The organism is Mucilaginibacter ginkgonis, from assembly GCF_009754905.2.
Classification (GTDB): Bacteria; Bacteroidota; Bacteroidia; order Sphingobacteriales; family Sphingobacteriaceae; genus Mucilaginibacter; species Mucilaginibacter ginkgonis.
Map to the genome: position 1 here is coordinate 705773 of NZ_CP066775.1, position 12245 is coordinate 718017.

Genomic DNA, 12245 nt, shown 5'->3' on the forward strand with positions numbered 1-12245 from the left:
GCTTACTGTGATGTTGCTACTTGAAAACTTATTGTATGTTACCTGAAGAACAAAACCAGCAGACGGCATCAGATGCCCAAAGCAATGATCAGCAAGATTTGGCAGGTACCACCAATCTTTCTTTAGATCAGCTAAAAGAAAACGGCGGTACAGCAAACAATCCGGATGAAGTTGAAGACGCGGATGATCTGCACGAAATACAAGCCGGTGATGACCTGGACGAACCCAATGTAGACGATTACCAGTCAGATGAAAGCAACCGGGATGATTCGCCGGAGGGCCCTGCTAACCCTATCGAAACCAACTCATAACATGAACAAACTGGCAAGCACTATCATTGGCGGCATTGCAGGCGCGGTGGCGCTCAATGTTATTCACCAGGTAGCGAAACAATTTGACCACGACGCACCGAGGGTAGACCTTGTTGGCGAAGAAGCGTTATCAAAAGGATTAGAAAGCGTTTGCGTGGAGCCGCCTAAAGGTGATGCCTTATTTGCAGCTACATTAGCGTCAGATCTGGTAAGCAATGCCTTTTATTATTCCGCTATCGGCCTGGGCAAAAAGAAGTACCTGTTATATCACGGTGTCGCGCACGGCCTTTGTGCCGGTATTGGCGCCATCACGCTACCTAAACCAATGGGCCTTAGTGATGCTCCGGTTACCAAAACCTTAGAAACAAAGGTACTTACCGTTGCATGGTACACTATTGGTGGTATGGTAGCAGCAAAGGTGATGCAGGCTTTGCGATGACGGTGCGGATTTATACGGCAATGCGTCGTGTAAACTACCCTAAAATGTTTGAACCGCGACACCTGTGTCCACGTTTGCTATTGATAAACAGGCGTTTATGTAAATTTTGTGGCTGTCTGCTGCATTTTGGAAAAGTATCGGGCTAAACGCCGAGCGCTTGTAGCTGTTGTTATAAGTGTTCAATAAACACCATTCATAATGTACACACTCGGGATCAACGCTGTATTTCACGATTCGGCGGCATGTTTAATTAAAGACGGAATTTTAATTGCCGCCGCGGAAGAAGAGCGGTTTACGCATTTTAAGCACGGTAAAAGGCCTGTGCCATTTTCAACCTGGGAGCTGCCTTTTCATGCAATTGACTATTGCCTTAAGATTGCAGACATTCATATCAACGATGTAGATCACGTGGCGTATTCCTTCGACCCGTACTTACTAATAGGCGAGGAGTATCGCGGCAAGAGCACTATTGAGATCCCGTTTGAGAGTTTGGCCGGCGGGAAACCGTCGGCATGGTTAAATCCCTGGGATCCGTTGTTTTTGTCTTCCATCGTAAACGCCAGGCAGCAACTCAATGATGGTTACCCGCACCATCTGCAAAAAAGATTTATAGGTGCCAACATACAACCCGGTCAATGGCACTACGTTGAACATCATATAGCGCACGCGGCCAGCGCGTTCAATTGTTCGCCGTTTGATGATGCCGCGGTAATGACGGTTGACGGGCGCGGCGAAGTTGCTACCACTACTTACAATATCGGTAACGGGCAGCAGCTAAACCGGATAGGGCAGGTTAATTTGCCGCATTCGCTCGGCTTGCTTTACGAGCAGATCACTACCCATCTGGGCTTTCTGCACTCTTCAGACGAGTACAAGGTTATGGCGCTTGCATCTTATGGCAATAATGATTTTGTAAAGGATTTCAGGGAGATGATCCAATTGCAGGCAAACGGTCAGTTTACGATCACTGATCAGCGGCTTGCAGAGCGTTTTGGCCCGCAGCGTTTGCGGCACGAAGAATTCAATGCGCATCACTTTAACATCGCGCATTCGCTGCAGGTAGTCCTGGAGGAAACTTTACTGGAGTTGACCGCCTGGCTGCGATCAGAAACCGGTGTGGAAAACCTGTGCATGGCAGGAGGTGTAGCCCTTAACTGCGTTGCGAATGCCCGCATCCGCGATAGTAAGCAGTTTAAAAATGTTTGGGTGCAGCCGGCTTCAGGCGACGATGGTACGGCCCTCGGGGCTGCGCTCTACATCGATGCGCAGCAGCGTAAAAGCAGCAAGCGCGATTTTGTGATGAACCACGCTTACTGGGGGCCTGAGTACAGCGATAATGAGATAGAGAAATTCATGAAATGGTGCAAGCAGCCATACCGCCGCCTGGATAACGTGGCCGAAGAGACCGCGGAACTTTTGGCACAGGATAAAATAATTGGCTGGTACCAGGGCCGCATGGAGTTTGGTCCGCGTGCCTTGGGCGACCGCTCTATCCTGGCATCGCCGATAAGCCCTGAAATGCAGGCGCGCTTAAATGAGGTAAAAGACCGTGAAGATTTTAGACCTGTGGCGCCGGTTGTGTTAGAAGAAAAAGCTTCTGAGTGGTTTGACGATGCGGAGTTCTCGCCTTTTATGCTTTTTGTAAACAATGTTAAAGCCGATAAGGCAGGCCGTATACCCGCGGTAAGGCATACCGACGGCACCGCACGCATTCAAACCGTTAATGCACTGCAAAACAAGCGTTATCACGATTTGCTGCAGGCCTTTTATCGCCGCACGGGCGTGCCGGTGCTAATTAATACATCCTTTAATACCCTTGGCAAACCAATAGTTTGCACTCCGCGCGATGCAATAGAGTGTTTTTGGAGTTCGCCATTTGATGCTTTGATTATCGGATCATTTTTAATTGAAAAGAATGCAGATCAGCGTAGTAATAGCAACCTATCAACGACAGGCCTTGCTGAGAAAGTGCCTGAAGGCTTTGCAGCAGCAGTTGTTGAATAAGGATTGCTTTGAGGTTATTGTTGTAAGTGACGGCCCCGACGAAATTAGCGCCGACGTTGTAGTTGAATTCGAAGACGGCAATCGCTTCAGGTATTTATCTTTAGCCGAGAAGCGCGGGCCTGCCGCCGCCCGCAATTTTGGTTGGTTAAACGCCAGGGCACCGCTGATCGCGTTTACCGATGATGATACCCTGCCTAACGAAAATTGGCTGAATCACTTGCTTGGAAGGGCAGATGTGTCAAAGCCACAAGCATTCACAGGCCGGGTAATAGTGCCTCGGTTTGAAAGGCCTACAGATTATGAATTAAATACTGCAGGCTTAGAAACTGCAGACTTTGTGACGGCTAATTGCGCTTGTACAAAAGCTGCGCTAATAGCCTGCGGCGGTTTTGACGAAAGGTTTAGCATGGCCTGGCGGGAGGATAGCGACCTTGAGTTTAAATTACTGCAGCAAAATATTCCCATTACTAAGGTCGACAATGCCATTGTCGTACATCCCGTAAGAGCTGCCAAATGGGGCACAAGTATAGACGAGCAGAAGAAAACACTTTTTAATGCTTTACTTTATAAGAAATTCCCTAAGATCTATCGGGAAAGGATACAACCAAAGCCGCCATATTTATATTACGGCATCCTGATAGCATTGGTGACTTTTCTTACGGGATGGGTAATAGGTATGCCACGTACAGAAATTTTTGGTGGTATAATATGGTTATTGCTTACCACATTTTTAGTAGTTAAACGTTTAAAGCAAACAAGTTTAAAACCGGCGCATATTTTAGAAATGGTTTATACCTCTATGCTGATCCCCCATTTGTCGCTGTACTGGCAATGGTATGGCGCTATTAAATACCGTACGATATTACCATGATTTTAAGCACTAAAGAAGTTCAAAAGATCGGCATCTTCCGCGCCTTACAATTAGGCGATATGCTGTGCGCGATTCCGGCCGTACGCGCCCTTAGGCGTGCCTACCCGCAGTCGCGGATATATCTCATCGGGTTACCGTGGGCAAAAACTTTTACCGAAAGATTTAACGAATATTTCGACGGCTTTATCAGTTTTCCCGGCTATCCGGGTTTGCCCGAGCAAGGCTTTGACCCGGCTGCCTTTCACCTTTTTGCAGGCGAAATGCTGAGCGAAAAGTTCGATCTCTTACTTCAGATGCAGGGCAACGGATCGCTGGTTAATCCCATGCTCGAACAATTTAGCGCTAAGTTTTTATCGGGATTCAAAACCGAAGGGCATTACGCCCCTGATAATGGGCTGTTCATAGATTACCCGGATGAAGGTTCTGAAATTGAGCGCCATTTACATTTGATGGAATATTTGGGTATTGAAACACAAGGCATCGATTTGGAATTTCCTTTGTCCGGATCTGATATAGCAGAGGTAGAGAAACTGAATTTGCCGATAGAGCCGCAAAAGTATGTGTGCATACATCCGGGATCGCGCGGTAGCTGGCGCCAATGGCCAACGGCATATTTTGCCGCCTTGGGCGATTTCTGTGCAGACCAGGGTTACAGGATTGTAATTACAGGTACACGCGATGAAATAGAAATTACGGAAAAAGTTGCCGGCCAAATGAAAAGCGAGCCCATCAACACAGCAGGCACAACATCACTTGGCGCTGTGGCTGCTTTGATTAAAGATGCAGCGGCACTAATATCTAATTGTACCGGCGTGTCGCATATAGCGGCGGCCTTTAAAACGCCAAGTGTTGTGATCAGTATGGATGGCGAACCCCAGCGTTGGGGGCCTTTAGATCATTACACGCACCGGACGGTTAATTGGCTTCAGCATCCCGATTTTCACTTGGTGTTCCGTGAGACAGTTGATCTGCTTCAGCAGGTAGTTTAAGTAGCTGTGTTACGGCATCTGCGATCTCAGCAGCCGATGGCATTTTTGCCGGCTGTGCATACACCGTGTTGTCAACATATCTGATGACCTTGTTCCTGCTTTTTAAAGCCGGGTCGACAGGGAATTCTATCACAGTATAAGGACTTTGCCAGGGCGTATGCTGCGGATTGGTTTGTGCATACAGAACAACCACAGGAGTGCTTACTGCCGCCGCGATGTGTACTACGCCTGTATTTACCGACAACAGTACAGGTGCGTGATCGATCAGGGTAATCAACTGGCTGATGGGGAAGAGGCCCGCACCGTTGAAACAGTTTTCGCCAATCCCTGATGCCAGTCTGCTTGTTAAAGCCTTTTCACTTTGCGTTCCGGTTAACAGCAATTGATAACCCAATGATGTAAGACGCTTTCCTGTCCCGATCCAAATGTCCTCAGGTAAACGTCGTTTTGATTCACTTACACTGGCGTGCAGCATTAGCCAGGGACGACCTGTATTCAAGCCTATAGCGCTCAATTTGGTTTCTATTTCTGGCCAAAGTAAGTCATCTACTTCTAACGCAAGATTGGTATCATCAATTCTCTCACAGACATGGCTAACCAAGTGCAGATCGCGCGCTACCTGGTGACGAATAAGTTGATACGGCTCTTCTTCCGGTACCCAGTCAGAGATCAGTCCGTACGGGTTTTCGCGGCAGTAGCCTAACACCCGTTTTATACCTGCATGGTAAGCTATCATAGCCGAAGGAAGCGGATTTTGGCTGTATACCGTAAACATCACCGCGGCGTCGAAGTTCCGCTCTTTTAATTCAGCAACTAAAGCTGCTAAATCATCAGCACCTGTCTCTTTTTCGGTTTTAACCCAGGGCACATCAAAGATGATCACATCGTCTATCTCGGGCATAAAATCGGCAATCGCTTTCGCCATCGACGAGGTAAGCACCGTAACACGGGCGTTGAGTCGCTGTTTTAGTTGGCGAAGTGCCGGCCCGCTCATAATCAGGTCGCCCATGTTATCCGGCCTGATGACCAGAATATTTTTTACACCGCTCCAATCAAACATATTGCTCTATAAAGCCGGCCGCCTGGTTTATTGTTTTGCAAGTGTACGTTGGCACGCGATACGGCCCGGCAATCCACTCCGTTTCATTGCCATTATCTATTAAAACAGTTTTGCATCCTGCACGGTTGCCGGCTTCTACATCATTTAAAATGTCGCCTATCATCCAGCTTTTGGTGAGGTCTATGTCGTGTTCCGCGGCAGCTTGTAATAACATGCCCGGCTGTGGTTTGCGGCAATCGCATTGTATACTAAAACCTTCTACAGTGCCTTCGGGGTGATGTGGACAGAAATAAAAAGCGGTCAATTCCAAATCCTGTTCTTTGAAAAGATCACGTATTTTTCTTATCACGGGTTGAAAATCTTCAACTGAGAAATAGCCGCGTGCAATGCCCGATTGATTTGACACAACTATAAGTTTATAGCCATTTGCAGAAAGTGTTTGCAGGCCTTCTATTGTCTCTACGTTCAAAGTGATTTGCGCAGGGTCCACATTGTATGGGATATCGGGTATTAGCGTGCCATCCTTATCTAAAAAAAGTGCCTTATTCATTTACGCGGCAGCCGTGTCTTTAAGATCTGTTTCGGCAACATTATTTCCCGCCGCCAACAAAACAGATCTGTAAACATCATGCATTAATGAAGCAACCTTTTTCCAGGTGAAATGTGTTTTCACGTGCGCTAAAGCATTTGTCCCTAACTGTTCGAGCAAGACGTCGCTAGTTATGAGTTCGTTAATCTTTTGTGAAAGCTTTGCAGGATCTTTAGGCGGTACCAGCGCGCCTGTTACGCCGTCGGCAACAGAATATTTAATTCCTCCTACGTTTGCCCCGATAACCGGCGTACCGCAAGCCATAGCTTCTAAAGGAGTAATGCCAAAAGGCTCATACCAGGGCGTTGTGATAAAAATATCCGCGGCCGCGTAATAATATTTTAAGTCTTTGCGGGTTTTCTTTCCTGCAAAAATCACTTCGTCGGCTACGCCTAAAGACTTAGCCAGGTTCAGCAACCTTGCGTATTCCGGGCAATTGGATGATGACATATCATCCTGGTCTCCGCCAACAATAACCAATTTGATTTTTTCCGCCGACCCTTGATTAGACAATGCTACGGCCTGGATTACGTTATCAATGCCCTTGCGCTCTACCATGCGGCCCAATTGCAATATGATTTTATCTTCGGGCTTGATATTGAGCATTTTGCGGGCCAGTGCTTTATTTACAGGGTAAAATTCTGTATGGCTGTATCCGCATGGCGCAACTGCAATCTTCTCCTCTTCGGCGCTACAGTGGTTCATCAGATCTTCTTTGTCTTGCGGGCATTCTGCAATGATCATGTCCGCTTCGCGGCATAGCATTTTCTCGATTGCCAGCCGTTCAACCGGAAACTTGTCCTGATCTTTTTGATGCAGCTTGCGAATGTGGCCCAAAGCATGGAATGTGATCACGAATGGAATGCCTAAAGCGTTTTTTAAACCCGATGCCACCAGCCCCGACATAAAGAAATTGGCATGGCAAAGATCATATTGTAAACCCTCGTTTAGTATGAACTGCTGCATGTTATCTCTAAAGTCGTCCATGTATTGCAGAATGTTTTCCTTAGCGATAACAGCCGCAGGCCCTGCCTTAACGTGTATTACTCTTACATGCGGCAGCCAATCCACAACCTCGGCATTTTGAGCGCTTTCTTTACGCGTGTAAACATCAATGTAATGGCCTTGCTCGGCAAGTTCTTTAGCCAATTGAGCCACATAAACGTTTTGGCCGCCGGTATCTACACCGCCAAGGTCTGCTAACGGCGAAGCATGTTCACTTATTAAAGCAATTCTTATCGGGTTATTTTTCATGATATTCTATGCTAAAGCGATTGCACCGTTGTTAACTGTCCTGGTCACTTTTTCGAACAGATGTTCCCAGTCTTTTGTAAATCGCTGTATATTAAACCTTTCTAAGGCAGTCTGTCGCCCGCGCTCACCAATGGTCCTTGCCAGTTCCGGGTCGGCAATTAATTCCTGCATTTTTCCAATCAGGTAATCCACGTTGGTATGAATAAACCCGTTGTTCTCGTTAGTGATCACTGCGGAGAGCTCTGTCGTGGCCAGCCCTACAACAGGGATACCGGCCATCATCGCTTCACAAATGGCCAGCCCAAGACTGGTATATCTTATTGGGTTGAAAAAGAAACGGTATGCAGCCCTAAACTCGGGCAGTTGCGGGTGCAGTACTTCGCCAAGTCCCCATTCTCCGGTTCCCATGCCTACCAGGTCTAGCGGTACTTGCTTAGCAACGGTTTTAAAAATATCGAAGCCTAATAACCTGCCACGGCTCGGGAGATTATTGATCACCACAATGCCCCTTTCTGTATCGCCCCTATAAAGCGACCCCGGGTCTGTAACGCCGTGTTCTATGACGGTAGTAGGTGTTTCGCCGCAATCCCACATCAAATTGTTGAAATGTGTTACATGGACAAGGGTAACATCCGGGTCATTTACAACATGTCGGGTATCAGTAGGGTGTTGTCTTGGCGGATCGTGTTCCAGGTAGATCTTTGGCAATTGGCGTTGTTGTGCAGACAATATCTCATACTGGTCTGCCAGATAGTTCTGATTAGTTTGGAACAGGATGCAATCAAACTCTTGATCTTTTACATTTTCGGCATCTATCTCGATAACGTTGTCGCCGAAAGGAAATGTCTCGCCGCGGCCGTAGTACCCTTCGTCATTTTGAGAACGCGTTGGGATATAAATTTCATAGTTGCCTTGCGAAAGATAAAACAGGTAACTGCCGTGGATGTGCCAGGTGAATATTCTCATTGGTACTGTAAGCGCTTCTGACATTAGAAACGGTGAAATGACAACGTGACAGAAGCGAATGCGGTTTGCCTGGAGACTACGTAATGGAGTAGTGTAAATTACGCGATGTGTTATTGCAATGAGATTGTTACCTCTAACAGGTGTAGTTATTACACCATTTTTAAAACATTAAGAAAGAAATTTTATTAATTAGAACGTAAGTTCCGACCAGTTCCGTCGCCACGAATGCGGTATTGCAACTAATACAGATAATCTGATATTTATGATCACGGTGATGATTGCAGACGGTAACGAAGCTACCGTAAATGCCATAAGCGGGATGCTGGGTTACTCGCGGGAAGTGGAGATTTTGGGTACCGCGAACGACGGCGCCAAAGCACTGGACCTGATCAGTAACGGTTTAACCCCCGACATTTTACTTACAGATGTGCATTTAGCCGGTATGAACGGCTTGGCTCTAGCTAAACGACTCCATCAAGATTTCCCTTTTATTAAGACCATGGTATTTACTCAGGAAGAACAAGAGCATTATATGGCCGATGCGTTCAGGTCTGGCGTTAAAAGTTACATCAGCAAAAATGTATCGCGCGAGGAACTACTGTTCGCCATAAGGCAGGTCCACAATGGTCAAAATTATATCTGCACACGCCTGGCATCAAAGCTCACCGAATTATTTTTAAGAGGTACACCTACAGATGAAGCCAATACCTCTAACATGATAGACTTTTCGCCGAGGGAATTGGAGGTGCTGCAGCTAATTGCTGATGGCGCGACAAACAATAAAATAGGAGAGAAGCTATTTATCAGCCGCCGGACAGTCGAAGGGCACAGGCAGGCAATGATCAATAAAACAGGCGTGAAAAACACGCCCGAACTAATCAAATACGCAATGCGATACCAATTGCTGAGAGCAATGGTGTCTGGCAATTAATTACACCGTTAATCTGCATTATTACCATTGTAAAGCGATCTGCTTAAGATCTTTCACTACAGATTTTAATACCCATATTAGGGCATGCGTAATCAGGATCAAATTAGCAACACAATAGTGAGCATGGCTACCGAGCGCGGCGTTGACAAGACGATATGCCCCAGTGATGTAGTCCGAGCGTTGTTCTATAAAGATTGGCGAAGGTATATGCCGGAAGTGCGGGCCGCTGCAATTGAGCTACAGCATGCCGGAAAAGTTGTAATTACCCAGAAAGGCGAGATGATCGATACAGACCATATCAAAGGGCCGATACGGATCAGAATTGTAAAGTAGTCAATGCTTTTATTCGCTGCGTTTCAGAGAGAATAGTTTGAACCCTCTCATGCCGGGTTCAAATCTTAAGTTCAGTGAATGTAAAAAGACCAACCCTTGCAGGCCGGTCTTTTTACATTTAGTGGAGCCGGAGGAATGTTCCTCGCTTCGCTCGGGGAGAATAGTCCGAACCCTCTTACCGGGTTCAAATCGCAAACTATTGTTAAACAAAATAAGCCACTCTTACGAGCAGCTTAATTTGTTTAAAGTGGAGCCGGAGGGATTCGAACCCTCGTCCAAACATGGTATAAGGTAAGCTTTCTACATGCTTAGCGCTGTTTAGTTGTAGGGTAGGGGAAGGCCAGTTGCTCGCCTATACCGTCTGCCTTAGGTGCTTTATCTCGCCCGCTTTGCACACCATTAAGCAGGCCAGTTCTATCTGTTCGATGCCCCATATGCCGGTCCGGTAGAACGGAAAACCGGCGGGACAAAAGCTATGCTAATTCTAAATTAGGCAGCTAAGGCGTAAGTATTTTCGCCATTTGTTGTTTTGAGCGTTCAGATTATAGCGCTAATTCGCCCAACGCGCTGCATGCTTACCTACTTATCTCCATCCTGTCAATTCCGGTCGGCCCCCTTCTTATAAGTTGTCTGTTGTAAGTTTTCAGTTATCAGATGAGTCATCAAAATTACGAAAAGTAATCAGCTAAACTATGGTCATTAATTATTATTGTCACATGCTCACAACAGAAGACCGACAACCTATAACTAGTTAACTCGTCCCGGGTAAACCTTAAGGGCTTCTTCAAGGCAAACCATCGCGGCTTGCAGGTCGGTAGTATTCAAAACGTATGCCATTCTCACTTCGTTACTGCCGCTGCCTGCCGTACTGTAGAAACCTGTTGCAGGCGCCATCATCACGGTTCGATTATCGTGACTAAACTCCTCCAGCATCCACTGGCAAAACTTGTCGGCATTGTCTATCGGTAATTGAGCTACCACATAGAATGCTCCACCCGGGTTTGGGCAAAACACGCCGTCCATTGCGTTAAGCGAGTTTACCAGTATATCGCGGCGTTGTGTGTATTCTTTGTTCACGGCTTCAAAGTAACTGTCGGGCGTATCCACCGCTGCTTCGCCTGCAATTTGCTCAAGCATACCCGGACTTAACCTGGCCTGTGCGAATTTTAAAGCTGTTTTTAAAACTTCTTTGTTTTTGGTAATGAGACAGCCAAGCCTTGCACCGCAGGCACTATACCGCTTACTTACCGTGTCCATCACAATAACGTTGTTATCAATTCCGCTTAAATGCATAGGTGAGATAAACTCACGCCCGTCGTAGCAAAACTCGCGGTAAGCTTCGTCAGAGAAAAGATAGAGGTCGTGCTTTATCACCAACTCTTTTAAAGCTTCCAGTTCTTCTCTTGAATATAAATATCCTGTAGGATTATTCGGGTTGCAAATAATGATCGCCTTGGTTTTCTCGGTGATCAGTTTTTCAAATTCGCTTATAGGTGGCAACGCAAAACCATTGTCAATATATGATAGTATAGGTTTTACCACTATGTCGCTCTGGCAGGCAAAACCGTTATAGTTAGCATAAAATGGTTCCGGAATTATTACTTCATCACCGGGATTAAGGCAGGTCATCATTGCTATGGTGATGGCTTCAGATCCGCCTGTAGTTACAATAATATCTTGCGGAGTAATGCCGTAGCGTAACTTGTTATAATAACCTGTCAGTTTTTCGCGATAACTTAATGTGCCCTCAGATGCTGTGTAAGCCCAAACTTTAAATGTGCTGTTATGAATAGCATCCAGCATACCTTGCGGCGTTTCGATATCAGGCTGACCAATGTTTAAGTGGTAGACCCTCTTCCCTTGTTTCTTGGCGGCGTCTGCAAATGGGGTGAGTTTACGTATGGGCGAGGCTGGCATATGCTCGCCTTTGTGCGAAATTTTTGGCATGGGCCAAAGGTAGGAAAAATTGAGAACGGGCTAAAAACAAGAAAGGCGCAACATGTGCGCCTTTCAATAATATGATAGCTCCTTCTCCTTTGGAGAAGGTTAGGATGAGGCCTATCTTGAACTGGTAGCCGGCGCAGCAACAACTTCGCCAACAATGTTAAGATATTTTTGAGGCGTAGCCGCGTTTGAGGTTACAATGATCGTTTTGTTGAACGGAGCTACTACAGCAGCGTTGTAAGTGATCGTAATTTTACCTTCGCCACCTTTTTTAACCGGAGTTTTGGTGTAATCAGCAATGGTGCAACCGCAAGTTGGTTTAACCTCTGTCAGGATCAATGGCTCTTCACCAACGTTTGTGTAAGTAAAAACAGTTGTAACGGGTTTGCCCTGAGGCACTTTGCCAAAGTCGTGCTTTTCTTCGTTAAATTTGAATGCCGGTTTGCTATCGGTTTGTGCAGACGCTTTGAAGGCAAAACCTACTAACACAGCGCATAAGATCATTAACTTTTTCATATCTTTTTGTTGTTAAGACAAATATAGAATAAAATGGA

13 protein-coding genes and 1 other RNA gene are annotated in these 12245 nt (G+C 46.3%); 7 read left to right on the forward strand and 7 right to left on the reverse strand.

What is annotated here, in order from left to right:
* Positions 1-35 precede the first annotated feature (35 nt).
* From GO620_RS03190 to GO620_RS03210, 5 genes are all read left to right on the forward strand, one after another.
* Positions 36-311, forward strand: a complete 276-nt coding sequence (locus GO620_RS03190; RefSeq protein WP_157526297.1) for a hypothetical protein — start codon at positions 36-38, stop codon at positions 309-311.
* Position 312: 1 nt separating this feature from the next.
* Positions 313-750, forward strand: a complete 438-nt coding sequence (locus tag GO620_RS03195; RefSeq protein WP_157526298.1) for a hypothetical protein — start codon at positions 313-315, stop codon at positions 748-750.
* A gap of 198 nt (positions 751-948) precedes the next feature.
* A complete protein-coding gene (locus GO620_RS03200) occupies positions 949-2754 on the forward strand; it encodes a carbamoyltransferase family protein (protein ID WP_157526299.1) in 1806 nt (601 codons plus the stop codon).
* Positions 2666-3625 (forward strand): glycosyltransferase family 2 protein, encoded by a 960-nt coding sequence (locus tag GO620_RS03205; protein WP_157526300.1) that lies wholly within the window; start codon positions 2666-2668, stop codon positions 3623-3625. Before GO620_RS03200 ends, GO620_RS03205 begins: the two co-directional genes overlap by 89 nt.
* Positions 3622-4614 carry a glycosyltransferase family 9 protein gene (locus GO620_RS03210; protein WP_157526301.1) on the forward strand — a complete coding sequence of 331 codons (993 nt, stop codon included), beginning with the start codon at positions 3622-3624 and terminating at the stop codon, positions 4612-4614. The genes GO620_RS03205 and GO620_RS03210 overlap by 4 nt, the downstream gene beginning before the upstream one ends.
* Here GO620_RS03210 and GO620_RS03215 read toward each other — a convergent pair.
* From GO620_RS03215 to GO620_RS03230, 4 genes are read right to left on the reverse strand one after another with little or no spacing between them, the layout of a single operon-like run.
* Positions 4541-5674 (reverse strand): glycosyltransferase family 9 protein, encoded by a 1134-nt coding sequence (locus tag GO620_RS03215; protein ID WP_157526302.1) that lies wholly within the window; start codon positions 5672-5674, stop codon positions 4541-4543. The genes GO620_RS03210 and GO620_RS03215 overlap by 74 nt on opposite strands.
* A complete protein-coding gene (locus tag GO620_RS03220) occupies positions 5667-6224 on the reverse strand; it encodes a D-glycero-alpha-D-manno-heptose-1,7-bisphosphate 7-phosphatase (RefSeq protein WP_157526303.1) in 558 nt (185 codons plus the stop codon). The genes GO620_RS03215 and GO620_RS03220 overlap by 8 nt, the downstream gene beginning before the upstream one ends.
* On the reverse strand, positions 6225-7517 hold the full coding sequence (locus GO620_RS03225) for a glycosyltransferase family 4 protein (RefSeq protein WP_157526304.1): 1293 nt from the start codon (positions 7515-7517) through the stop codon (positions 6225-6227).
* A 6-nt stretch (positions 7518-7523) separates the two neighbouring features.
* A complete protein-coding gene (locus GO620_RS03230) occupies positions 7524-8483 on the reverse strand; it encodes a glycosyltransferase family 4 protein (protein ID WP_157526305.1) in 960 nt (319 codons plus the stop codon).
* Positions 8484-8745: 262 nt separating this feature from the next.
* On the opposite strand from GO620_RS03230, the gene GO620_RS03235 reads away from it, so the two are divergent.
* A complete protein-coding gene (locus GO620_RS03235; protein ID WP_157526306.1) occupies positions 8746-9414 on the forward strand; it encodes a response regulator in 669 nt (222 codons plus the stop codon).
* A gap of 84 nt (positions 9415-9498) precedes the next feature.
* Positions 9499-9747 carry a DUF3253 domain-containing protein gene (locus tag GO620_RS03240; RefSeq protein ID WP_157526307.1) on the forward strand — a complete coding sequence of 83 codons (249 nt, stop codon included), beginning with the start codon at positions 9499-9501 and terminating at the stop codon, positions 9745-9747.
* A gap of 245 nt (positions 9748-9992) precedes the next feature.
* On the opposite strand, the gene ssrA is transcribed toward GO620_RS03240, so the two are convergent.
* The 3 genes from ssrA to GO620_RS03255 all read right to left on the reverse strand — a co-directional run bounded on the left by ssrA (position 9993) and on the right by GO620_RS03255 (position 12207).
* Positions 9993-10362, reverse strand: a transfer-messenger RNA (tmRNA) gene (gene ssrA, locus GO620_RS03245).
* Positions 10363-10494: 132 nt separating this feature from the next.
* Positions 10495-11694: a pyridoxal phosphate-dependent aminotransferase gene (locus GO620_RS03250; protein ID WP_157526308.1), complete on the reverse strand. Its 1200-nt coding sequence runs from the start codon at positions 11692-11694 to the stop codon at positions 10495-10497.
* Between the two features lie 111 nt (positions 11695-11805).
* Complete coding sequence (locus GO620_RS03255) at positions 11806-12207, reverse strand: DUF1573 domain-containing protein (protein WP_157526309.1); 402 nt, start codon at positions 12205-12207, stop codon at positions 11806-11808.
* Between the last annotated feature and the right edge of the window lie 38 nt (positions 12208-12245).

What these genes read in the sequence shown, in the direction of transcription:
- GO620_RS03190 (WP_157526297.1), top strand. Translation starts at nt 36, where the DNA reads ATGTTACCTGAAGAACAAAACCAGCAGACGGCATCAGATGCCCAAAGC.
- GO620_RS03195 (WP_157526298.1), top strand. Translation starts at nt 313, where the DNA reads ATGAACAAACTGGCAAGCACTATCATTGGCGGCATTGCAGGCGCGGTG.
- GO620_RS03200 (WP_157526299.1), top strand. Translation starts at nt 949, where the DNA reads ATGTACACACTCGGGATCAACGCTGTATTTCACGATTCGGCGGCATGT.
- GO620_RS03205 (WP_157526300.1), top strand. Translation starts at nt 2,666, where the DNA reads ATGCAGATCAGCGTAGTAATAGCAACCTATCAACGACAGGCCTTGCTG.
- GO620_RS03210 (WP_157526301.1), top strand. Translation starts at nt 3,622, where the DNA reads ATGATTTTAAGCACTAAAGAAGTTCAAAAGATCGGCATCTTCCGCGCC.
- GO620_RS03215 (WP_157526302.1), bottom strand. Translation starts at nt 5,674, where the DNA reads ATGTTTGATTGGAGCGGTGTAAAAAATATTCTGGTCATCAGGCCGGAT.
- GO620_RS03220 (WP_157526303.1), bottom strand. Translation starts at nt 6,224, where the DNA reads ATGAATAAGGCACTTTTTTTAGATAAGGATGGCACGCTAATACCCGAT.
- GO620_RS03225 (WP_157526304.1), bottom strand. Translation starts at nt 7,517, where the DNA reads ATGAAAAATAACCCGATAAGAATTGCTTTAATAAGTGAACATGCTTCG.
- GO620_RS03230 (WP_157526305.1), bottom strand. Translation starts at nt 8,483, where the DNA reads ATGAGAATATTCACCTGGCACATCCACGGCAGTTACCTGTTTTATCTT.
- GO620_RS03235 (WP_157526306.1), top strand. Translation starts at nt 8,746, where the DNA reads ATGATCACGGTGATGATTGCAGACGGTAACGAAGCTACCGTAAATGCC.
- GO620_RS03240 (WP_157526307.1), top strand. Translation starts at nt 9,499, where the DNA reads ATGCGTAATCAGGATCAAATTAGCAACACAATAGTGAGCATGGCTACC.
- GO620_RS03250 (WP_157526308.1), bottom strand. Translation starts at nt 11,694, where the DNA reads ATGCCAAAAATTTCGCACAAAGGCGAGCATATGCCAGCCTCGCCCATA.
- GO620_RS03255 (WP_157526309.1), bottom strand. Translation starts at nt 12,207, where the DNA reads ATGAAAAAGTTAATGATCTTATGCGCTGTGTTAGTAGGTTTTGCCTTC.